At 59.9% G+C, this 21,216-nt stretch carries 19 protein-coding genes and 1 pseudogene; 6 read left to right on the top strand and 14 right to left on the bottom strand.

All coding sequences use genetic code 11. The features are described 5' to 3' along the window. Nucleotides 1-87: 87 nt before the first annotated feature. Nucleotides 88-1,848, bottom strand: a complete 1,761-nt coding sequence (locus BLR26_RS03410; protein WP_093377871.1) for a cation:proton antiporter — start codon at nt 1,846-1,848, stop codon at nt 88-90. Nucleotides 1,849-2,173: 325 nt separating this feature from the next. Here BLR26_RS03410 and BLR26_RS03405 point away from each other — a divergent pair, with 325 nt between their 5' ends. Continuing rightward, a complete protein-coding gene (locus BLR26_RS03405; protein ID WP_093377865.1) occupies nt 2,174-2,659 on the top strand; it encodes an acyl-CoA thioesterase in 486 nt (161 codons plus the stop codon). 9 nt (nt 2,660-2,668) lie between these two features. On the opposite strand, the gene pdxY is transcribed toward BLR26_RS03405, so the two are convergent. Further along, the gene (gene pdxY / locus BLR26_RS03400; RefSeq protein ID WP_045199459.1) at nt 2,669-3,541 is read right to left on the bottom strand and encodes a pyridoxal kinase PdxY; all 873 of its coding nucleotides are present in this window, start codon (nt 3,539-3,541) and stop codon (nt 2,669-2,671) included. A 119-nt stretch (nt 3,542-3,660) separates the two neighbouring features. Here pdxY and BLR26_RS03395 point away from each other — a divergent pair, with 119 nt between their 5' ends. Further along, nucleotides 3,661-4,053: a DUF3301 domain-containing protein gene (locus BLR26_RS03395; RefSeq protein WP_010222780.1), complete on the top strand. Its 393-nt coding sequence runs from the start codon at nt 3,661-3,663 to the stop codon at nt 4,051-4,053. On the opposite strand, the gene BLR26_RS03390 is transcribed toward BLR26_RS03395, so the two are convergent. Genes BLR26_RS03390 through zigA form a run of 3 tightly spaced genes read right to left on the bottom strand, consistent with a single transcriptional unit; the run spans nt 4,050 to nt 6,880 of the window. Then, nucleotides 4,050-5,021 carry a CobW family GTP-binding protein gene (locus BLR26_RS03390; RefSeq protein ID WP_093377860.1) on the bottom strand — a complete coding sequence of 324 codons (972 nt, stop codon included), beginning with the start codon at nt 5,019-5,021 and terminating at the stop codon, nt 4,050-4,052. The genes BLR26_RS03395 and BLR26_RS03390 overlap by 4 nt on opposite strands. A gap of 42 nt (nt 5,022-5,063) precedes the next feature. Beyond that, entirely contained in the window at nt 5,064-5,672 is a 609-nt protein-coding gene (locus tag BLR26_RS03385; protein WP_093377855.1) for a DUF1826 domain-containing protein, read from the bottom strand. Continuing rightward, on the bottom strand, nt 5,672-6,880 hold the full coding sequence (gene zigA / locus BLR26_RS03380) for a zinc metallochaperone GTPase ZigA (RefSeq protein ID WP_093377850.1): 1,209 nt from the start codon (nt 6,878-6,880) through the stop codon (nt 5,672-5,674). The genes BLR26_RS03385 and zigA overlap by 1 nt, the downstream gene beginning before the upstream one ends. A gap of 119 nt (nt 6,881-6,999) precedes the next feature. Here zigA and BLR26_RS03375 point away from each other — a divergent pair, with 119 nt between their 5' ends. Continuing rightward, nucleotides 7,000-7,386: a hypothetical protein gene (locus tag BLR26_RS03375; RefSeq protein WP_045199449.1), complete on the top strand. Its 387-nt coding sequence runs from the start codon at nt 7,000-7,002 to the stop codon at nt 7,384-7,386. Between the two features lie 23 nt (nt 7,387-7,409). After that, the gene (gene folE2 / locus BLR26_RS03370) at nt 7,410-8,297 is read left to right on the top strand and encodes a GTP cyclohydrolase FolE2 (RefSeq protein WP_093377845.1); all 888 of its coding nucleotides are present in this window, start codon (nt 7,410-7,412) and stop codon (nt 8,295-8,297) included. Between the two features lie 6 nt (nt 8,298-8,303). Here the strand turns inward: folE2 and BLR26_RS03365 are convergent, their stop codons facing one another. Beyond that, the gene (locus BLR26_RS03365; RefSeq protein WP_093377840.1) at nt 8,304-8,831 is read right to left on the bottom strand and encodes a DUF3617 domain-containing protein; all 528 of its coding nucleotides are present in this window, start codon (nt 8,829-8,831) and stop codon (nt 8,304-8,306) included. A 127-nt stretch (nt 8,832-8,958) separates the two neighbouring features. On the opposite strand from BLR26_RS03365, the gene cls reads away from it, so the two are divergent. Further along, entirely contained in the window at nt 8,959-10,398 is a 1,440-nt protein-coding gene (gene cls, locus BLR26_RS03360; protein ID WP_093377835.1) for a cardiolipin synthase, read from the top strand. 6 nt (nt 10,399-10,404) lie between these two features. Here the strand turns inward: cls and cfaB are convergent, their stop codons facing one another. Then, nucleotides 10,405-11,589 (bottom strand): C17 cyclopropane fatty acid synthase CfaB, encoded by a 1,185-nt coding sequence (gene cfaB / locus BLR26_RS03355; protein WP_093377830.1) that lies wholly within the window; start codon nt 11,587-11,589, stop codon nt 10,405-10,407. Between the two features lie 209 nt (nt 11,590-11,798). Here cfaB and lpdA point away from each other — a divergent pair, with 209 nt between their 5' ends. Further along, complete coding sequence (gene lpdA / locus BLR26_RS03350) at nt 11,799-13,199, top strand: dihydrolipoyl dehydrogenase (protein WP_093377825.1); 1,401 nt, start codon at nt 11,799-11,801, stop codon at nt 13,197-13,199. 62 nt (nt 13,200-13,261) lie between these two features. Here lpdA and hcnC read toward each other — a convergent pair whose 3' ends face one another. The 7 genes and pseudogenes from hcnC to BLR26_RS03315 form a co-directional block, all read right to left on the bottom strand. Next, complete coding sequence (gene hcnC, locus BLR26_RS03345) at nt 13,262-14,518, bottom strand: cyanide-forming glycine dehydrogenase subunit HcnC (protein ID WP_093377819.1); 1,257 nt, start codon at nt 14,516-14,518, stop codon at nt 13,262-13,264. Nucleotides 14,519-14,521: 3 nt separating this feature from the next. Beyond that, nucleotides 14,522-15,916 (bottom strand): cyanide-forming glycine dehydrogenase subunit HcnB, encoded by a 1,395-nt coding sequence (hcnB, locus tag BLR26_RS03340; RefSeq protein ID WP_093377814.1) that lies wholly within the window; start codon nt 15,914-15,916, stop codon nt 14,522-14,524. Beyond that, entirely contained in the window at nt 15,913-16,227 is a 315-nt protein-coding gene (gene hcnA / locus BLR26_RS03335) for a cyanide-forming glycine dehydrogenase subunit HcnA (protein WP_093377810.1), read from the bottom strand. The genes hcnB and hcnA overlap by 4 nt, the downstream gene beginning before the upstream one ends. Before the next feature lie 194 nt (nt 16,228-16,421). After that, a pseudogene (locus BLR26_RS03330) lies at nt 16,422-16,736 on the bottom strand (transposase); the annotation flags it as partial. A gap of 34 nt (nt 16,737-16,770) precedes the next feature. Continuing rightward, on the bottom strand, nt 16,771-17,850 hold the full coding sequence (gene dinB, locus BLR26_RS03325; protein ID WP_249744387.1) for a DNA polymerase IV: 1,080 nt from the start codon (nt 17,848-17,850) through the stop codon (nt 16,771-16,773). Between the two features lie 26 nt (nt 17,851-17,876). Next, complete coding sequence (locus BLR26_RS03320) at nt 17,877-20,021, bottom strand: Orn/Lys/Arg family decarboxylase (protein WP_093377800.1); 2,145 nt, start codon at nt 20,019-20,021, stop codon at nt 17,877-17,879. Continuing rightward, entirely contained in the window at nt 19,996-21,210 is a 1,215-nt protein-coding gene (locus BLR26_RS03315; protein ID WP_093377795.1) for an MFS transporter, read from the bottom strand. Before BLR26_RS03315 ends, BLR26_RS03320 begins: the two co-directional genes overlap by 26 nt. Between the last annotated feature and the right edge of the window lie 6 nt (nt 21,211-21,216).

Raw genomic sequence — 21,216 nt, 5'->3', positions numbered from 1 at the left:
TAGAATCGCCACGCCTTCCCGCGCGTGGCGCTTCGCTACCGCTCCATCCCCTCGGACATTCGAACCGCCCCGCGCAGGAAGCGCCTCTTATTGGTGGTTTTCCTGGTTGTTTTCCAGGGTCTCCAGCAAAGCGATCTGCATGCGTGTATGCACACGGATGAACCAGCGCCACAGCACCGCCACCACCACTGCCGCGACTACCACGATCAGCAACAGCAGCTCGCTGGTGGGCAGAATGCTGGCCGACAGCGCCGACAGCAGCAAAAAGATCACCAACAGCGACAGCAACGGAATTACCTCGGCAATCACCCGTCGAACCCGCTGGGTGTGGCGCCCGGCCATCTCCGGCTTGACCCCCATCTCCGCCAGCAGCATCGACAGCGCCTTGAGCTTGCGGTACGCAGCGATCAGGAAAGGCAGCGACAGCATCAGCGCCACGCCCCAGATCAAGGCCTTCTGCTGGCCGACATCGCTGACCCATTCGCTCAGGTAGTCACCGATGCGCGCGGCGAAATAACCACCGCTGAAGAAGATCGCCACCACCAACGCCAGGTTCACCCCCACCTGCAGCAGAATCCGTCGGATCATCGACGCCAGCAATGCCCCTTGGCCATGGGGCTGGATGCTGCGCAGCCATTCGCCGTACAGCGACAGCACCCGCGACAGGCGCCCCGGCACGACCTTGGCGAGCTTCAGCGACAGCGGGTCGGCGGCGCGAATCAGATACGGGGTAAGCAGCGTGGTGATGGCCGAAACGGCTACCGCCACCGGGTAAAGGAAGTCGCTGGTGACCTGCAGGGTCATGCCCAGTGCGGCGATGATGAACGAGAACTCGCCAATTTGTGAAAGCCCCATCCCGACCCGCAGTGAGGTACGTCCGTCGTTGCCGGCGATAAAGGCGCCCATGCCGCAGGACAGCATCTTGCCCAGCACCACGGCAATGGTGATGACCACGATCGGCCAGGCATACTCGACCAGGATCGACGGATCGATCATCAAGCCGATGGCGACAAAGAAGATGGCGCTGAACAGGTCGCGTACCGGTTCGATCAGGCGCTCGATCTTCAGCAATTGGCGCGACTCGGCCATGATCGCGCCAATCAGAAAGGCGCCCAGGACCATGCTGTATTCAAGCTTGACCACCAGCAGGCAGAAGCCGAAACACAGGCCCAAAACGGTAATCAGCAGCATCTCGTTGCTTTCGAAGCGGGCCACGTAAGCCAGCAGGCGCGGCACCAGCAAAATGCCGATGACCAAGGCAACGATCATGAACAGCGACAACTTGCCGACCGTGGAAAACACCTCGCCCGAGCTCACCGTGCCACTCACGGCAATACCCGAGAGCAAGGCGATGATGCCGATGCCAAGGATGTCTTCGACGATCAGCACGCCGAAGATCAGTTGGGCAAAACGCTCGTTCTTCATCTTCAGGTCGTTGAGCGCCTTGACGATGATGGTGGTCGAGGAAATCGCCAGGATGGCGCCGAGGAACAGTGAATCCATGGTGTTCCAGCCGAACCAGCGGCCGATCTCGAAGCCGATCCAGATCATCAGCACGATTTCCAGGAACGCGGCGATGAACGCCGTGGCCCCGACCTTGAACAACTTGCGCAGGCTGAACTCCAGGCCCAGGCAGAACATCAGGAAGATCACGCCGAGCTCGGCCAGGGTCTTGATCGTCTCTTCGTCGTGAATCAGGCCGAACGGCGGGGTGTGCGGGCCGATGATGAAGCCGGCAACAATGTAGCCAAGCACTACCGGCTGTTTGAAACGGTGGAAGAGGATAGTGACCACCCCGGCAACCAGCATGATCACTGCCAAATCCTGGATAAAGCTGATGGCATGCACGGCGTGGGACTCCTTACCTGGTATCCAGAGACAAGCCGCAACTCACCCGATGAATTGTCTGATTGAGTTGCGGGTACATAGCGTTTTAAATGTAGGAATGCCCACCTTGCATGGGCTTCTTCAGGTTAACACCGCCGCTTGTCGCGAAAAGCCGGTGCAATATGAAGAAACAGATCGACCAAAGCATCGCCGCAAATGGCACAAATAGCGTGACGGCAAGGCCGCTGTCAGCGTCCCGTCTACTTAGATGGGAATCGTATTGGGGGAAAGAAGCGTGAACAGCAATCGCCACCCCGCCTCAGCGCAACCTTACCGTGAGCACACTATGGAACCTGGAAACGCCCAGCTGTCGATGACCGTCCTGATGACCCCGGACATGGCCAACTTTTCTGGCAACGTCCACGGCGGCACGCTGCTCAAATACCTCGACGAAGTGGCCTATGCCTGCGCCAGCCGCTACGCCGGTCGTTATGTGGTGACCCTGTCGGTCGACCAGGTGGTCTTTCGCGAGCCGGTGCATGTCGGCGAGCTGGTGACCTTCCTCGCTTCGGTCAACTACACCGGCAACACCTCGATGGAAGTCGGCATCAAGGTGGTCACTGAGAATATTCGCGAGCGTTCGGTGCGCCACAGCAACAGCTGCTTCTTCACCATGGTCGCCGTCGACGACGACCGCAAGCCGGTTGCGGTGCCGCCGCGCCAGCCTGAAAGCAGCGAAGAGAAGCGCCGTTTCCTCCAGGGTAAACAGCGCCGGCTGATACGTCAGGAGCTGGAGAAGCGTTACCAGGAGCTCAAGGGCGAAGCCCTTTAAGACCGCCCTTTAAAAGGCCAGAGGCTGCGCCGCAAAGCGCAGCCGCGGGTGCACGATGCGATCTTGCGCCCGCACCAGTTCCAGCTCGTAGCTGGCACAGGCCTGGGTTTCCAGCAGCACTTCGTGCACCGCGGCGGCAGTGAATTCAAACGCCGCTACCCAGTCATCGCCGAGCAGCAAGCGCGCCAGGAACAAGCCTGATGTCAGGTCACCAACGCCTACCGGCTGGCGGGCGAATGCCAGCAGCGGGCGGCGGATGTGCCAGCTCCCTTCGCCGGTCACCAGCAGCATCTCGAAATCTTCCGCGCCACGCCCCGGGTACGCCAGGTGCTTGACCAGCACCGCTTTCGGGCCGCGCTCCAGCAGGCTGCGGGCCATGTCGACACAGTCTTGCAACGACTCGGCACGGCGCCCGCAGAAGCTGTCCAGTTCCAGCTGGTTCGGGCACAGCACATCAGCACGGGCCAGCGCTTCTTCGAGCAGAAACTCGCTGACCTCGGCCGGAACGATACAGCCCTTCTCGGGATGGCCCATCACCGGGTCGCAGAGGTACAAGGCGCGCGGGTTGGCCGCCTTGATCCGGGCCACGCCGCTGAGGATCGCCCGCCCCTGCTCGGCACTGCCCAGGTAGCCGGACAACACCGCATCGCAGTTGCCCAGCTCACCGATCGTCGCAATCCCTTCTACCAGTGCAGGTATTTGCGCTGGAGCAAGCACTTCTCCGGTCCACTGGCCATACTGAGTATGGTTGGAGAACTGCACGGTATTGAGCGGCCAGACCTTCACCCCGACCCGCTGCATGGGAAACACTGCGGCGCTGTTGCCGGCATGGCCGAAAACCACGTGGGACTGGATGGCGAGCAGATGCGGTGTACGTTTCATGCAGGTCTTCCGAAAGCGTAGGAATGAAAAACAAGGCGCGCAGTATGGCGCTAAATGCCACCTGTACGACAGACCGGGGAGGCAGTTAAGCTGGGCATACCTCGTTGGAGCATATGTAAATGTTGACCCTGGGAAATCTCTTCGTGCTGATGCTGCTGGCCACGGCAGGCGCTTGGTTGTGGCATAACCACGGCTTGCGTGAAAAGGCTCTGGAGCGGGTCAAGCAGCACTGCGCCAAGCTCGACCTGGAGCTGCTCGATGGCAATGTCGCGCTCAAGCGCATCGGCTTTGTTCGCGATGCCAACGGCCGCAAACGCCTGGCCCGGGTGTACAACTTCGAATTCACCGTGACCGGCGAACAGCGCCACCCCGGTACCGTCACCCAGTTCGGCGCCCATACCATGCAGATCGAACTGGCGCCCTACCCGTTCGAGATCAAGACGCCGCAACACCACGATAACGTGGTCGAGATGAACCAGTGGCGTCAGGACCATAACCGCTGGCGTAACTAGACGCGGCAGGCCAGCATGGCCTGTTTTAGCGCTTCAGGAGCTTGCGGCTCGGCGAAAATCAGCTCCAGCCGCGAGTCACGCCGCCATTCGCTGCGGCTCCACAGCAAGGACGGCTGTCCAGCCAGGGCATTGAGCGCTTGCCAGCCGTCCAAGCTGTGGATAACTGCCTTGGCCCGGCGCCAGTCCAACTCCCGCAGAAATTGCTCGATGCGGGCACGATCAAACACCTGAGCCGGGTGCCAGCGCCAACCAATGCTCCAGCCCTCCGCCGCCTCCTGGATGCTGCAAATTGGCTCCTGCGGATTTGTCCACAGGCTGCCTATGACTGCGGAAACACTGGCTGATGCCAGTTTATCCACAGCCAGGGAATGGCTTGGCGGAGCACTTGCCATCGGCACTTCGGACAACGGCAGATGGCCGAAATCGGTCCAGTACAGGCGAGCATCCGCCAGCCGGGAAGTTATCCACAAGCGCTGTTGTTCGTCCAGACCAGCGGATTTGTTCAGCACCAGCAGCCCGGCGCTGGCCAGGGTCGAGTGCTGAGCTTGCGGCAAGGCAACACCCGCAGCCAGCTGCTCGGCATCGAGCACCAGTACCGCCGGTTGTACCGCCAGCACCCCCTGCCAGGGCGGTAAGCGCAGTTGCTGCAACAACTGCAACGGATGGCCCAACCCGGATGGTTCGATAAACAGCCTATGCGGCCTGGCCTTGCGCAGCAGGCGACCCAGGCCGACCTGGAATGGCATGCCGTTGACGCAGCACAAGCAACCGCCGGCCACCTCTCCCAGGGCAATCCCATCGTCATCGGTTGCCAGCAGCGCTGCGTCCAGGCCGATCTGGCCGAACTCGTTGATCAGCACCGCCCAGCGCTCATCGGCGGGCCGCTGCGCCAGCAACTGGTGAATCAGGCTGGTCTTGCCGGCGCCAAGCGGGCCGGCAATCACGTGGGTAGGAATGTTCTGCAGCATGAGACGGAGAGTGCCTGAAATTTTCGTCACTATGCCGCTAAATCAGGCCATCCAGTCAAGGCTGAGGATCAAACGCCGCTCACCATTGGCCAAGGCCGGCGAACGATGGACCAGCCCGCATCCCTGATTACCAAGCCATTTCTCGCCCTTGAGCAAGGCCACCTCACCCTCGGCCAATTGGCGGATTGCCTCGGCATGCGGTTGCTCCCGAGCCAGTTGCGTACGGTCGATTGCACCTTCTCCCAGCCATTCACTGCCCGGCCCGGCGTAGGTGCTTAGCAAACGCAGAGGGACGTGATCGACATGAAACCGCGGGCACATGGCGTTGCCCAGCGCCTGCAGGCGCAAGCCGACTCGTCGGGCGTCGAGCAAGCAGGCGTAGGCAGCCACCAGCCAGGCAACGTCGGTAACAAACGCCACATGGCCTTCCAGGTCGGCATACCCGCCCAGCAAGCCACTGAGGTCCGGCAACTGTTGTTGCTCATCCAGCTCGATGACCCGGCGTTCACCCAGTGGCTGGTTCAGCGACAGCAGCAAGCGGGCAAAGTCTTCGATCTGCACCGGCAAGCGGCGCTGCCATACCGCGAGATTGACGCCATCCTGCAACGCCTCGGTGAGCACTTGAGGCGTTTCGCCGAAGGCCTGGCGCATCACGCCGCGTCCTCGTCAAACCACGGGCCGAACGGGTCGGGCAGTTGCCGCCAACTGTTCACGCCTGCGGCCATTTCTGCATCGTCGAGCAGGCAGCTCGAGAGCTCGGCATCGAGCCGGGCGAAGTCGATATTCTGACCGATGAATACCAGCTCCTGGCGGCAATCACCACACTCTGCAGTCCAATTCTTGAAGATCTGCGCGCTGCTCTGTTCATCCTGCGGCCACTGCTCACGGGGTACGAAGCGCCACCAGCGCCCGGCAAAACCGTGGCGCATCATGCCGCCGGCCTGCGACCAACTGCCGGCATCCTGGTGCTTGCTGGCGAGCCAGAAGAAGCCCTTGGAGCGCAGCAACCGGCCGTTGTCCCAGGGCCTGTGGATAAAATCGTAAAAGCGCTGTGGATGCAGCGGCCGGCGCGCTTGCCAGGTGGTCGCGGCAATTCCGTATTCCTCGGTTTCCGGCACGTGTTCGCCGCGCAGTTCCTGCAGCCAGCCAGGCGCCTGGGCGGCGCGGTCGAAGTCGAACAGACCGGTGTTGAGGATCTGCTGCAGCGCTACCTGACCCATGACCATCGGCACGATCTGCGCCTGGGCGTTAAGGCTGTGCAAGATCGCGCTGAGCTCTTCGCGCTCGGCGCTGCTGATCAGATCGATCTTGCTCAACAGAATCACGTCAGCGAACTCCACCTGCTCAATCAAGAGGTCACTGATCGAGCGCTCGTCTTCGTCACCAAGGGTTTCGCCGCGGCTGGCCAGGCTCTCGGCCGCCTGATAATCACGCAGGAAGTTCAAGCCATCGACCACCGTGACCATGGTGTCCAGGCGCGCCTGATCGGCCAGGCTGCGGCCTTGCTCGTCACGAAAGGTAAAGGTTTCGGCGACCGGCAACGGCTCGGAGATGCCGGTGGACTCGATCAACAGATAATCAAAACGCCCCTCGCGGGCCAGGCGTGCGACCTCTTCAAGCAGGTCTTCGCGCAGGGTGCAGCAGATGCAGCCGTTGCTCATCTCCACCAGCTTTTCTTCGGCGCGGTTGAGACTGACGTTGCGCTGCACCTCGCTGGCATCGATGTTGATTTCGCTCATGTCGTTGACGATCACCGCGACCCGCAGGTTGTCGCGGTTTTTCAGCACGTGATTGAGCAGAGTACTTTTGCCGGCACCCAGAAAGCCGGAAAGCACAGTGACGGGAAGACGGTTGGGCATGGGGGCTATCCTCATCGGGGCGAGTGCATTCGAACGATGCATTGCACAATGTTATATTATAACAATACAATCTCGCCAACCCACTTCGCTCAGAACATGACCAAAGGCCGACCTGGAAGATGAAATCACGTTGCCTTTTTGCCTTCGCTGCATTGCTGCTGTGCGAATCCGCCGTTGCAAACGGCGCGCCCCTCAGCAACGGCCTGGCACTTTGTACCCGCAGTGCAACCTTGCTTGCCTGCAGCGATGCCCAGGGCAATTACTACAGCGTGCAAACCCAGGGCAGCACCACCTACCTGCGCGGCTTCGAAATGGAGGGCCGCCGACTGTGGGCACAAACCAATAGCCGCTACGGCCAGCTGACCTTCTTCACAGGCGTGGCGAGCAACGGCGAAACCTGGGTCGGATACAGCCAGCGTGTGGGCTGGACCACCTTGAACAAGGTCTCCAGTTCCAGCGGGCAGCGTTTCAATCTGCGCTGCAATCGTCTGAGCGGCTGCCAATAGCCTTCTTGAAAAGTGAACCCCTGATGAGCGCTTTCACCCTTCCTGACATCGCTGCCCAAGCCACCACTTCCCAGTTGCCATTGGATTGGGTCGGCATGTGTGGCATTGCCCTGCCGCTGCAGATCGATGGGCAGATATCGCCAGCAACAGCCGACGCAGGCGTCAGCCTTGATGATGGCGCCTCCCGGGGCATTCACATGTCACGCTTGTACCTGGCGCTGGAAGCCCTGGAACATCAACCCTTGAGTCCGGCGCTGATCAATGAAGTTCTGCAGGGTTTTCTCGACAGCCACATAGGCCTTTCCGCCAGTGCGTTCCTGACCCTGCGATTCGAACTGATGCTCAAACGCCCTGCGCTAATCAGCCCCTTGGCAGGTTGGAAAGCCTATCCGGTTACTCTGGATGCGCAGATAAAAGACGGAGTGTTCCACGTGGAACTATTTGTCGATGTGGCGTATTCCTCCACCTGCCCCTGCTCAGCCGCCTTGGCTCGGCAGCTGATTCAACAGCAATTCATCAGCGATTTTGGCAATCGCAGCTTGAGCCATGAAGCGATCTTGAGTTGGCTGGGTAGTGCCGAGGGTATTGTGGCCACGCCCCATAGCCAACGCAGTGCGGCAAAGCTGCAGGTTCGTCTGCGCCCAGGGGTTAACGAACTGCCGATAGAAACGCTGATCAACCAGGCCGAGAGCGCCTTGGGCACCGCTGTTCAAACTGCGGTAAAGCGCGCCGACGAACAAGCCTTTGCCTTGGCCAACGGGCAGAATTTAATGTTCTGTGAAGATGCCGCCCGGCGCTTGAATGTGGCGCTGAAAACCCTGCCGTGGCTCAGCGGCTTCAACCTGCGTGTGGAGCATGCCGAAAGCTTGCATGCCCACGACGCAGTCGCTCACAGCCAATGGCGATGGTGAGACGCTTCAGCTACGCGGTTTAACCGTACCGCAGTCATTACCAAGCCACACTGCCCGGGTGTTCATACTGCCCTGCTGCTGCACACCGGACGCGTTGAAGGTACCGTTGACCTGGGTTGTGAACTCACGATCGCTGACGAACGTGGCTTCTCCATTGCCTTGGGCTTTCGGGCAGCTGAAGGTGAACTTCCAGACATTGCCGGTGCGCTCGGTGATCTTCTGGGTACAGCCAGACTTGGGATCCTGCAGCGGGATGTCATTGCTTTTTACCTGCTCCGGCGTCAGGCAAGAGCGCACACCTTGACCGGCGACGCTGATCCCTTGCTTGGCCAGGCCACCTTCGATCATCGCCCGTTGCTCCGGCGGCAGGTTCTTCAACTGACCGAGCATGAAGCCCATGTCTGGAAGCGGCTTGCCATCAACCTGCATGTTGCTGGTGGTCAGCTCCCAAAGGCCAGGTTGCAACATCTGCGCATGCACCAACGGGCTTGCCAGACCGAACATCAGTGCCAGCAGCGGCAGACGATTTTTCATGTAGTGACTCCTCGAAACTCCAGCCCCAAGCTGGAACACAGCTTAGACGTCAATTTGTGCTTTCGGTTGCAAGTGCTGCCATGAACATGCTCTGTTAGGGGTAGAGCCTTCGGACAGCAGGATGCGTATGGATTACCACAGCCCGTACTTCTTCGGTTACCTCATTGGCGTGATTCACTTGCTCGGGGCAATCGCCGCCTTGCACGCGGTGTTCACCGTACGCACCGCTCAGGGGGCAATTGCCTGGGCCTTATCGCTGCTGTTCATTCCCTACTTCACCCTTATTCCCTACCTAGTGTTTGGCAGCCGTACCTTCGACGCCTACATCCAGGCCCGGCGCCAGGCCAACCGTGAAATGCACGTGGCCATGGCCGATCTCAACTGGCGACCCTGGGTCGAAGAGGCCTTGGCAGCCCGCAATTCAGAATCCTATGCCGCGCTGCGGGCGATGCCCAAGCTGGGACGCATGCCGTGCCTGGCCAACAATCAGGTGCGTTTGCTGATCGACGGCAAGGCTACTTTCGACGCCATCTTTCACGCCATTGCCGGCGCACGCGACACGGTGCTGGTGCAGTTTTTCATTATTCACGACGATAACCTGGGGCGGCAGCTACAGGCCCTGCTGCTGAAAAAGGCCACCGAAGGCGTCAAGGTCTACGTGCTCTACGACAGCGTCGGCAGCCATGCCCTACCCTCTGCCTACAGCCATAAACTGCGTGCAGGCGGCGTCAATATCCGCGCTTTCGCCACTCGCCGCGGCTGGTTCAACCGCTTCCAGGTCAACTTTCGCAACCACCGCAAAATCGTCGTGGTCGATGGCCTGCAGGGTTTTCTGGGTGGCCACAACGTTGGCGATGAGTACCTGGGTGGCAATCCCAAGCTCTCCCCTTGGCGTGATACTCACGTCCAGGTCAGCGGGCCAGTGCTGGCCTGCCTGCAGGAATCGTTCGCCGAGGACTGGTTCTGGGCGTCGCGCCAACTGCCGCCCTTGATCCTGCCGGACACCTACCCGGAAGATGGCGTGCTCTGCCAGGTATTGGCCAGCGGGCCGGCCGATCCGCAAGAAACTTGCTCGCTATTCTTCGTCGAAGCCATCCACTCGGCGCGCGAACGCCTGTGGATCACCAGCCCCTACTTCATCCCTGACGAAGCGGTGTTCGCAGCCCTGCGCCTTGCAGTGTTGCGCGGGGTAGATGTGCGCATCCTGATTCCTTCGCGTGCAGACCACCGTATCGTCTACGCCGCCTCCAGCCTGTTCGCCTTTGAGGCGGTGCGCGCCGGGGTGCGGATGTTTCGTTTCGAACCTGGATTCCTGCATCAGAAGGTGGTGCTGATCGACAACGAGATCAGCGCCATCGGCAGCGCCAACCTCGACAACCGATCGTTTCGCCTCAACTTCGAGATCATGTTGCTGACCGTAGACCGCGCATTTGCCGATCAGGTCGAAGCGATGCTCAGCCATGACTTCGACCAATCCCGGGAAATCACCGCCGAAGACAGCCGCGATACACATCGCCTGCAGCAGCTGGGGATGCGTATCGCCCGGCTGATTTCGCCGATTCTGTAAGGTGCTTTAACGGTAGAAGTCTTCGCGGGTCAGCGGCAAATCGTGGCTGCCATCGGCAAAGGGTTTGACCGCAAGGATCTGGTGCAAATTGATCCAGCCCCTGGCAAAGGCATAGGAGCAACCAGCCAGGTACAGGCGCCAGATGCGCAGGGCTTTCTCTGGCACCAGCGCGCCAGCCTTGTCCAGCTGTGCTTCGAGGCGGTTGCTCCAGTGCTCGAGGGTGCGCGCGTAATGCAGGCGCAGGCTTTCGACGTCGACAATCTCCAGCCCCGCTTCACTGATGCGTGCACTGATCATCGACAGGTGCGGCAGCTCGCCATGGGGGAACACGTAGCGCTCGATGAAGCTGCCCGCGCCGCGCCCGACCGGTCGCCCGTCGGTGTGCCTGGCGGTGATGCCATGGTTCATCACCAGGCCACCTTCGCGCACGGCGCCAAACAAGCGCTGACAATACAGCGCCAGGTTGGCATGACCCACGTGTTCAAACATGCCGACACTCACCACCTTGTCGAAGCGACCGTCCTGGGGCAGGTCGCGATAATCGAGTATCTGCAGCTCAACCTGCCCTTCCAGGCCATCGGCCTTGACCCGCTCACGGCCGAGTTTGAGCTGCTCTTTGCTCAGAGTGATGCCGAACACCTTGGCACCGAACTCCCTGGCTGCGTAGCGCGCCAGCCCGCCCCAACCACAACCGACATCCAGCAGGTAGTCGCCCTTCTTCAAGCGCAGCTTGCGGCACAAGTGCTCGAACTTGTTCTGCTGGGCTTGCTCCAGGGTGTTGGTGGGCGATTTGAAATAGGCGCAGGAGTAGGCCATGTCGCTGTCCAGCCACAGCTGGTAGAAGGCGTTGGACAGGTCGTAGTGGTAGGAAATTGCTGCCGCATCGGTAGCCTTGTCATGCTCGGTGCGCACCGGCTGATCGTCTTCTTCATCCTTGAGCAAAGCCACGCTAAGTTCGTCACAGACGCGGATCACCTCACTGATGGAGCCCTCCAGTTCCAGCTTGCCTTCGACGAACGCTGCCCCCAACTCATCCAGGCTTGGATGGGTCAACTGAGTAATCAGCTGCGGGTCCTTGACCAGGATGGTCACCTGCGGCTTGGGCCCCAGATCGAACGCATTGCCATCCCAAAGTTTGAGTCGCAGTGGCAGTCGCAGGCTTTGCAGAACAGGTGGAAGTTGCGCAAGCATGAAATGAGCCTCCTTTTTTCATCGGACGTCTGCCCAAAAGGGTAGTTCATCTGCCGGAACTTTCAGCTTATGCCGACCATAGTCTGAGCCTATCTAGCCCGTTGCAGACCTTGCGCCGGGGGCTGGAACCTACGATTTATTGTATACAATCGAGCGATTTGCAGATTAGTCTTGGCGCCATTGTCGATTCTTCATCCTGGAGTACAACAATGAAAACCTATGATGTAGTAATCATTGGCGGCGGGCCTGGTGGGTACAACGCGGCTATTCGTGCCGGTCAACTGGGCTTGAGCGTGGCGTGCGTGGAAGGTCGTTCGACCCTCGGCGGCACTTGCCTTAACGTCGGCTGCATGCCGTCCAAGGCCCTGCTACATGCCTCCGAGTTGTATGAGGCGGCGGTTGGCAGCGAGTTCGCCAACCTCGGCATCGAGGTCAAACCGACCCTCAACCTTGCGCAGATGATGAAGCAGAAGGATGAGAGCGTCAGCGGCCTGACCAAGGGTATCGAGTTCCTGTTCCGCAAGAACAAGGTCGACTGGATCAAGGGCTGGGGCAAGCTCGATGGTGTTGGCCGGGTCAAGGTGACCGACGACCAGGGCGCGGTAACTGAGCTGGAGGCCAAGGACATCGTCATTGCCACTGGCTCCGAACCGACGCCGCTGCCTGGCGTGACCATCGACAACCAGCGCATCATCGACTCCACCGGCGCCCTGGCCCTGAGTGAAGTGCCCAAGCACCTGGTGGTAATCGGCGCCGGGGTCATCGGCCTGGAGCTGGGTTCGGTGTGGCGCCGGCTGGGCAGCCAGGTGACCGTGGTCGAGTACCTCGATCGCATCTGCCCCGGTACTGATGAAGAAGCGGCAAAAACCCTGCAACGCGCCCTGGCCAAGCAAGGCATGAAGTTCAAGCTCGGCAGCAAGGTCACCCAGGCCAGCGCTTCAGCGCAAGGGGTGAACCTGAGCCTGGAGCCTGCCGCAGGCGGCAGCGCCGAAACCCTCGAGGCCGACTACGTACTGGTTGCCATCGGCCGGCGCCCCTATACCCAGGGCCTTGGCCTGGAAAGCGTCGGCCTGGAAACCGACAAGCGCGGCATGCTCGCCAACCGGCACCACCGCACCAGCGTCCCGGGGGTGTGGGTAATTGGCGATGTCACCTCCGGAGCGATGCTCGCGCACAAGGCCGAGGACGAGGCTATCTCCTGCATCGAACAGATTGCCGGCAAGGCCCACGAGGTCAACTACAACCTGATTCCGGCGGTCTTCTACACCCGCCCGGAACTGGCCAGCGTCGGCAAGACCGAAGAGCAGCTCAAGGCCGAAGGCCGCGAGTACAAGGTCGGCAAGTTCCCCTTCAGCGCCAACAGCCGGGCCAAGATCAACCACGAGACCGAAGGCTTCGCCAAGGTCCTCGCAGATGCCCGTACCGATGAAGTATTGGGCGTGCACCTGGTTGGCCCAAGCGTCAGCGAGATGATCGGTGAGTATTGCGTGGCCATGGAGTTCAGCGCCTCGGCTGAAGACATCGCCCTCACCTGCCACCCGCACCCGACGCGCTCCGAAGCCCTGCGCCAGGCGGCGATGAACGTCGACGGCAAGGCGATGCAGGTCTGATCAGTCAGTCCGGTCGAACGGATGAAGCCGGCCTTCAAGGCTGAAGGCCGGCTTATCCACAATCAGGCCAGGGCAGCCTGTTGGTTTTCCACAGCCAGCAGGTCAAAACGCGAGGCCAGGAACGGGGTGATATCCAGCGGCAGGGTTTCCTGGTTCACGACCTTGTCGATCAGCACGCCAGTGATGGCCGAGGTAAGGATGCCGGTGCGAAAGTGTCCACAGGCATTCACGTAGCCACTGACTTCGCTGACCGGCCCCAGGATCGGCAGCTCGTCCGGCGAGCCCGGGCGCAAGCCGGCCCAGGTGCGCTTGAGGTTGATCTGCGCCAGCTCCGGCACGCAGCGCACCGCGCCCTGAACCAGGCCGTTGATCTCCGGGAAGGTGTTGCTGACGTCGAAGCCTTTGTCTTCGGTGGTGCTGCCGATCAGGATCTCACCGTTGTCCTTCTGCGCCATGTAGCAGTCGCTGGTGGTCAGGCAGCCTTGCAGCAGCTTGGGCATGCGCTCGGTGAGGATGATCTGGCCTTTGACCGGCTTGACCGGAATCCGCAGGCCCGTGGCCCACTCGCTCAAGTCTGCGGCCCAGGCGCCGGCGGCGTTGATCAGGGTATCGCAGTGAAAGGTGCCCTCTTCGGCGGTTTGCACGCCGCTGACCCGCGAACCCTGATGCAGCACACCCGTAATGTTGGTGTTGTGGAACAGGTCGACACCGTTCTGGCGCGCCGCCTCCATATAGGAATCAGCCAGGCGGAACGGGCTGACCTGGTGATCGCAGAGAAACTCCAGGGCACCATGGGCCTCATGGCTCACCGCAGGTTCGGCCTGGCGCAGGGCATCGCGGTCGAGCCAGCGCACCTGGTCGGCCAGGTGCGGGATCTGCGCAACGATGTGCTCGGCGTAGAGGCGGTCTTCATCGTCGTAAATCACGTACTTGAGGCCCGTGCGCTCGAACTTGAAGTCCATGCCGTGGCGCTCGATCAGCTCGCGGTGCAGCTGTGGATAAAGTGCGTTGGACTGCAAGGCAAAGTCGAAGAACGACTGCGGCAGGATGTGCGGCGTGCTCGAATCCACCGCCACTGCCGCGCCATGGGCTTCACGCTTGTGCTTGGCCGACATCATGCGAAAGAAGATTACCCCGCAGCCCAGGCCCACGGACTCACCAATGGCCCACAGGCCGCCGGCAGACGCGCGGGTGGCATTGCCCGGGCGCTTGGCATCGATCAGGGCGATCTTCAGGTTCTTGCGTTTGGACAGCTGGTAGGCGCAGGACGCACCGATCACACCGCCACCGGCGATGACCACATCATAGGTTCTGTTCATGCTTCAGGCTTCCGTGCCGAGTTGCTGGAATGCAGAGAATGGAATCGGGTCGATCGGGAAACGCGGCCGCAGCCAGCCGACATCGGCGCGTCCGGTCGCTTCGCGCAGGCGATCGCTGCAATAGCCGACGCACATGCGCCCCTGGCAGTCGCCCATGCTCACCCGGGTGCGCATCTTCAACCCGGCCATGTCCTCGACGCCCTGCTCCAGGGCGCGATCGATGTCGCTGCGGGTGACATGCTCGCAACGACAGATCACCGTGTCCGCCTGCGGCAGCTCGATCTGCTTGGTGCCGCGGTGGGTGTAGCGCTCTACCCCGGCGCGAAAGCGTTTGATCGCTGCCAGCTGGCCGAGGTATTTCTCGCGCAGTTCGATCGCCTCTTCTGCGTTGAGTACCTCCTGCTGCAGCAGGATCGAAACAGCCGCGATGCGCCCGGTGAGCATTGCCGCCTCACCACCACGGATGCCGCCCATGTCACCGGCCAGGTGGATGTGCGGCTGGCTGCTTTGCTGCCAGACGTTGCTTTCTGGACGCAGGTAGCCGTCTTCGTTGAAGCCATGGTCCAGGCCCAGTTGCTGGCTGAGCTGGGTGCGCGGGATAAAACCGTAGCCCACCGCCAGGGTTTGCGCCGGCTCGCGCTGGGCGCGGGAAAGGTCCGGCTGCCAATCGTCACCGTAGGGCGCCACGGTCACTTCAGCCAGCTCACCCTCACCCTTGGCTTCGACAATCCCCCAGCCGTAGTACATGGGGATGCCGTTGAGCTTCATGTAGCCAAGCATGCTCAGGCCATCGAGGAACAGCTGCGGCTTGTTCATCAGCGCCAGACTTTCACGGGCAATCTTGCTGAACGGGCAGGCTTCATAGACGCCCTCAACCTTCGCCCCGGCCGCGTGCAACTGGCAGGCCACCAACGGCAACAACGGCCCGGTGCCAGCGATCACGGTACCGCCCAGGGGTTTGACCACACCGCTTTTGATCTGCAACTGAAGCCCGCCGAGCAACATCACACCCGGCAAGGTCCAGCCGGCAAACGGGACGTTGCGCTCGTGGCAACCGGCCGACAGCAACAGATGGGAAAAATCGATTTCGTGCAGGGTTTCTTCGCCATCGAGTACCATCAGGCGCTGCTCGTCCCCACCGACCACACGGCTGTTCAGGCGCAGGTCGATGCGATCGGCGCAGGCGGCGAAGTCCTTGTGCAGTTTTTTCAGCGCCTTGCTATAGCGGGCACCCAGGTAGCCCAGGTCGACGCCGCTGCGCAGCGGTCCGCGAAACACCACGCCACCCGGGCGTGAGGCTTCATCAAACAACAGGCTCGAGACGCCGTGCCTGGCCAGCTCGATCGCCGCTGCCATACCTGCCGAACCACCACCGACAATAACTGGACGCAAGCTCATGGTGCCTCCTGCCCGGCAAAACGGTTGGTCCCGGTTTCGACCCGCATGCCCGGCTGTACCTCGGTTTGGCAGGCGCGGCGCTTGGGCCGGCCGTTGATCGACACCAGGCAGCAATGGCACACGCCCATGCCGCAGAAAGCGCCGGTCAATTGTTGGTGATCGTTAAGCGCCACCTGGCGCAGGCCCACGGCGTTAAGCACGCTGAGCACGGTTTCACCGGCAGCGACCGCCACCGCCTGGCCGTTGAGTTCGATGGTCATGTCCGCCCGCGACAGGGGCTGGATATCTAGCTTTCGCTCCAGAGTCTGCATAGCTTTTCGTCCGTGAAAAAGAAACATGGACTGCGCACACTAAGCCAAGCGCGCGTCAGGACTATTGATCCAGGCCAGCTAAAGGGTCCGATTGCCGGACAAACTGGCAGTACTGCGCTCAGGCCATCGTCATGGACGCTGTCATCCACTCGTGGCACAGCTGTACATCAGGCACAACATTTGACCAGTTGCTCCCTGACAGTGACAGGATCGAGGGTCCAGGTGTCCATGTCGATCAGGCCCTCTTCGGTGAGGCGAACATGCAGCCGGTCCAGTACACGATCCAGGGTGCCATCGTCACGCCAGTCGCGAAAACGTTGATACACCGTCGACCAAGCGCCAAAGCGTTCCGGCAAGTCACGCCAGGCTGCGCCAGAGCAAAGAATCCAGAAGATGCCGTTGATCATCTGCCGGTCGTCATTACGAGGCCGGCCGGTCTTTTGTGTGGTTGAAACCAGATCCATGATCAATATCCACGCCGCATTGGGGAGTTCGTAGCGCCTAACCATTCGGGGCCTCCTGCCACTCGGGTTTACTTGTTGGTTACCAGGGAAGCTCTAATTGAATATCGTCCTGGATCTTTCTTTTGACCTTTACCGACAACCCGATCAAACGCACCGAGCGGCCCTCGCGCCTGGTGTCCCAGAGCAACCGGCACAGGGTGGTCACTGTCTCCTGACTGAGGGTGTTGGAAGCCGCCTCGGTCGACGAAATCGAGAAGTCCGAGAACTTGAGCTTTACCAGGTTTTTGATGATCAGGTAGTCATCGCCCATTTCGGAAATGCGTTCCCTCAGACCTTCCAGCAATCTGTCCAGCTCTTGCAGGCAGCTGGAAAAATCGTGGCAATCGAAGGGGAGTGTTCGTTCAATACCAATCGACTTGATGTGGGTTACTCGCTCTTCCTGCTCTTCTATTCCCTGACATCGCTCCCACACATAAAACCCATGCACGCCGAGGTAGCGCATGAGCAACGGGATTTTCTCTTCGGTGACGTGTTTGCATTGCCGACAGCCCAGGTTCTCAAGCACGGCGTAAGTTTTGGGACCAACGCCAGGAATCTTGCGTACATCAAGTTCATCGAGAAAGCCGCGGACATCCTTGGGCACGATGACAAACAGGCCATTGGGCTTTTGCACCTCGGAGGCGATTTTTGCCAAGTACTTCAACGGCGCGACTCCGGCAGAAGCCGTCAGCCCCAGCTCCTGCTCGATCGCAGCACGGATGTGCATGGCCATATGAGTTGCCGAGCCGTTGAATGCAGACTGACCGGTGACCTCGAGCGACGCCTCATCCAGTGACAGGAACTCAACCTTGTCGGTATAGCGTCGGAATATTGCATCGAGCCTTCGAGTCACGGCTTCATACACTTCAAACCGGGTCGGCAGCAGGACCAGATCCGGGCAGAGCCGTTGTGCCGTTGCAGTGGCGATACCACTTCTTACTCCATATTCCCTGGCCAGGTAGTTCGCAGTGCTGATCACCCCTCGCTCAGCCGCTGTCCCGCCCACGGCCACAGGGCGCCCAACCAGGTGCGGAGCATCCAGAAGTTCTACTGAGACAAAGAACGAGTCCATGTCGACATGGATGAATTTGCGCTCGTTCGTACCTTTGGTTGATTCCACCAATGGCGCCCTTGCACCTTTCAACATCAGCCAGTGGCCAGAACGTGAACCTGCAGGCTCACGCTGGCGTCATTGTTAAGGCATTGGTATACGCCTTGAATATGCGGAGCAAATTCCGGGTATTGGTTACTCAGTGCTTCAATGGCGCTCAGGTAGCGAATCAACGAGCTGTTCCAGCGTTCCCCAGGCGCGATGCACATAACCCCCGGCGGGTAAGGGATTACGCCTTCTGCGGCAATACAGCCTAAAGCTTGTTCGAGTGCGACCAATTGGTAGTTACCACGGATGAAAGCCTGCTGCGCCGCATAGGGCGTCAACTCGGCCTGCGCCGACGTCACCGAACTGAAAATGTCTGATTGCAGTTGCTCAATCTGATACTGCGAGAACAGGGTGTTGATGGCGCAGCACAATTCGCGCAGCGATAAATCGTTATAGCGAGCTTGGCCGCTTGCCAGTGAAGGTAACGCCTCAGCCACCGGGACTTCACCCTCGATCATCTGCTCAAGTTGCGCCAGCGTGTGCGCCAGGCGAGAGAGCTGCGCAGCCTCGGTAGAGGGCGAAACCAACAGGGTAACGTTGTAGAAGTCAGATTTCTCCGGAGTGAAATTCATCTCGCGCAGGTAGGCGGTGACGATACTCGCTGGAATAGCGGGCAACCCGCCCTGCTCGTCAGTGTGCAACTTGCGCGTTGTAAAGATGACCTTGCAAGGGTCCAGGTAGTGCAAGTCAGACTCGATCGGGCTGGCCCCCAGCGTCTCGTGGCGAACCGGTTGAAACACTTGGGCATACACCTCCAGCGATGTATCGCCCTGCCCCGCCGGCAACCGCCTGTCGCCATAGTAAGGCTGAATAACACGGCAACGCTGGGCAACCTCGCGCCTGAAACCCATGGCCATTGCCACTGCCGCACTCCACGCGCGCTTGCCGTTGCCATTGGCATGGATCGCGGCATTGACTTCCAATGACATCAACAATGGATAGAACGGGCTGGTCGAGGCGTGCAGCATGAACGCGCTGTTGAATACCGATCGTGAGCAGTAGCGTGGCTGGTTACGTATGTGACTGTCTTTTTTATGGATCTGCGAGGTCTGGGACAGGCCTGACATCTGCTTGTGGACCGATTGCGTGACGATGATCCCCGGGCAATCCGCCGTCAGGGCAATGTTCAACGGCGAGCGCTGCGCCAGTAGCTCAACAAAAGGTTCGTAGCCCAACCAGGCGGAATCGAAGAGTACGTAGTCACACAGGTGACCAATCCGTTGCAGCAGAGCAGCGGCGTCGACCACAACGCCATCGCAGGTTGCGTGCTGAACAACTGCCAGACGAAATGGGCGCTGCTGCCGCGCCTTGGACGGATCGATACGGGCCGCCTTCAGGCGTAGTTGTTGCTCATCCAGGGCATGTCTTTTGTAGCCACCCAGCACGCCACACCCATCGCGGAAATTATCGAGGTATACCGGCCTGGCGGCACTTTGTACCAATGCGCCCAGGTACACCGACTTGTGGTTGTTGCGATCCATCAATACCAGATCGCCCGCAGCCAGCAACGCGCTGGTGACGACTTTGTTTGCGGTGGAAGTACCATTGAGCACGAAGTAGGTTTCATCGGCGTTGAACACTTCTGCGGCCAGCCGTTCAGCCTGGGCCACCGGACCTTCATGGCTGAGTACGTCACCCAGCTCGGGAGCCGCGTGCGGCACATCGACCTTGAATACCTCGCTGCCAAGCAATTGCTTGAAGCGCAGCCCGGCCGGATGCAGGTCCAGGCACTGGCCGCCCTGATGCCCGGGGCAAGCAAAGGTAGGCCGTTTGCGCGAGACAAACTCTGCGACTGCCGAGGTAAAAGGTGGCAGTGAAGCCAGGTCAAATGCCTTGGCAGTTTCAACTACCCGCGCAATATCGTGCGCACTCAGCGGTACCTGGAGCAAGGTTGGTTGAAGATCCGCAAGCACTGCCGGAAGTGCAGCGTACCCGTTGCCATGGAGCACAAACAGTGGCGTGCCCCAGGCCGCGACGCAATCGACCACATCTGCCGACAGCGCATCCTCAACGCACAGCACCAACGCCGATGCTGACGCCAACCGACCGCGCCCTGCAAATGTCCCAAGCGCCACGCCGGGAAGTGCTTCAATCCCGACTGCCGCACTACAAACAATCCTTGTCTGTAACATCTTTTTTTGCGCTCCAACCTAGCGGTGCAATACACAGCATGAACGTCATGCCAACAAACGTAGCCGGCCCCACAAGCAGAAACATAAGGCTGGCGATCAGCCCGGACACTGCATCACCAATAACCGCCGTGAAGTAGTACAGGGAAAAATTCTTGCCGACTTCATTGGGACTGGACAGCGTCTGGATATTGGTAATGATGGCAATATCAACAAAGGCGCCGACAAAACCCACGCACAGCAACAGAACTATAAACAGGTACGTATTGAACTGCAGGGCGACGGCAGCCAGTAAAAATAGCCCGCCATACAGTAACCAATAAATAATCACCGAGCGGGCGGTGGTTGACTTGTTGAGTGTTACATACAGCATGCCACCGATAACCGTACCGAAAGCCAGCAGGGAAAAGATATACCCCACCGCAGCCTCGGACTGAAAATGGTCCATAACCGATGCCGGCAATATGAAGCGAATAACCGACGTGGCAAACATTGCACACACGGTGGTGCAACAGATCACGGTAAACAGGGGTGTATTGAGCTTGCGTAAACTACCCACGCTGCGTGTGGTGTCCTTGTAGATTGCCCAAACATCGAAGCGCCCCTTCGAAGTTGTCACGCTCGAGACCAGGGTGGCGCTACAGGCGGCCGACAGCAACAAACTGACCGAGAAAAACGCAAACGCATAACTGGCATCGAGCACGATCGAAATCAGTGAAAATATCAACGGTCCGATAATCGAAGACACATCTTCGATCACTTGCACCCCGCTGTTTACCGACGCCAGATGGCCGTCGTCCACTATATCGGGGAAATAGGCACGAAAGCTCGGCGTGTACAGGCAATCAAGTGCGGTCATCACCATCGAGGCGATAATAACCACCGCCACCGTAGCCTCGGCAAATTCAAACAACACAAACAGCAGTGCGGCCACTACGCTTTTTAAAAGTTCTGCCGAAATCAGTGTGTGTTTTTTCTGCCGATGGTCTGCTAGCCAGCCACCAATCGGCGAAAACAATGCACTGGGCAAGTAACGAAAAAAGTACACCAGGCCAATCAGCAAAAAGTCGGCCTCAGTCAAGGTCACCACGGCCACTGCAAAGGCTGTTTCGAAAGCAAACTCACCGCATTTTGAAAAAAAGTAGGCGGCTGACAGCCGTTGTGTACCGTGGTTTAACGCTAGTGCCTGCATATCCAT

It is taken from the genome of Pseudomonas sp. UC 17F4 (assembly GCF_900101695.1).
Lineage (GTDB): Bacteria > Pseudomonadota > Gammaproteobacteria > Pseudomonadales > Pseudomonadaceae > Aquipseudomonas.
This window is presented reverse-complemented; position numbering and strand designations above follow the sequence as displayed.

What these genes read in the sequence shown, in the direction of transcription:
- BLR26_RS03405 (WP_093377865.1), top strand. Translation starts at nt 2,174, where the DNA reads ATGGAACCTGGAAACGCCCAGCTGTCGATGACCGTCCTGATGACCCCG.
- pdxY (WP_045199459.1), bottom strand. Translation starts at nt 3,541, where the DNA reads ATGAAACGTACACCGCATCTGCTCGCCATCCAGTCCCACGTGGTTTTC.
- BLR26_RS03395 (WP_010222780.1), top strand. Translation starts at nt 3,661, where the DNA reads ATGTTGACCCTGGGAAATCTCTTCGTGCTGATGCTGCTGGCCACGGCA.
- BLR26_RS03390 (WP_093377860.1), bottom strand. Translation starts at nt 5,021, where the DNA reads ATGCTGCAGAACATTCCTACCCACGTGATTGCCGGCCCGCTTGGCGCC.
- BLR26_RS03385 (WP_093377855.1), bottom strand. Translation starts at nt 5,672, where the DNA reads ATGCGCCAGGCCTTCGGCGAAACGCCTCAAGTGCTCACCGAGGCGTTG.
- zigA (WP_093377850.1), bottom strand. Translation starts at nt 6,880, where the DNA reads ATGCCCAACCGTCTTCCCGTCACTGTGCTTTCCGGCTTTCTGGGTGCC.
- BLR26_RS03375 (WP_045199449.1), top strand. Translation starts at nt 7,000, where the DNA reads ATGAAATCACGTTGCCTTTTTGCCTTCGCTGCATTGCTGCTGTGCGAA.
- folE2 (WP_093377845.1), top strand. Translation starts at nt 7,410, where the DNA reads ATGAGCGCTTTCACCCTTCCTGACATCGCTGCCCAAGCCACCACTTCC.
- BLR26_RS03365 (WP_093377840.1), bottom strand. Translation starts at nt 8,831, where the DNA reads ATGAAAAATCGTCTGCCGCTGCTGGCACTGATGTTCGGTCTGGCAAGC.
- cls (WP_093377835.1), top strand. Translation starts at nt 8,959, where the DNA reads ATGGATTACCACAGCCCGTACTTCTTCGGTTACCTCATTGGCGTGATT.
- cfaB (WP_093377830.1), bottom strand. Translation starts at nt 11,589, where the DNA reads ATGCTTGCGCAACTTCCACCTGTTCTGCAAAGCCTGCGACTGCCACTG.
- lpdA (WP_093377825.1), top strand. Translation starts at nt 11,799, where the DNA reads ATGAAAACCTATGATGTAGTAATCATTGGCGGCGGGCCTGGTGGGTAC.
- hcnC (WP_093377819.1), bottom strand. Translation starts at nt 14,518, where the DNA reads ATGAACAGAACCTATGATGTGGTCATCGCCGGTGGCGGTGTGATCGGT.
- hcnB (WP_093377814.1), bottom strand. Translation starts at nt 15,916, where the DNA reads ATGAGCTTGCGTCCAGTTATTGTCGGTGGTGGTTCGGCAGGTATGGCA.
- hcnA (WP_093377810.1), bottom strand. Translation starts at nt 16,227, where the DNA reads ATGCAGACTCTGGAGCGAAAGCTAGATATCCAGCCCCTGTCGCGGGCG.
- BLR26_RS03320 (WP_093377800.1), bottom strand. Translation starts at nt 20,021, where the DNA reads ATGTTACAGACAAGGATTGTTTGTAGTGCGGCAGTCGGGATTGAAGCA.
- BLR26_RS03315 (WP_093377795.1), bottom strand. Translation starts at nt 21,210, where the DNA reads ATGCAGGCACTAGCGTTAAACCACGGTACACAACGGCTGTCAGCCGCC.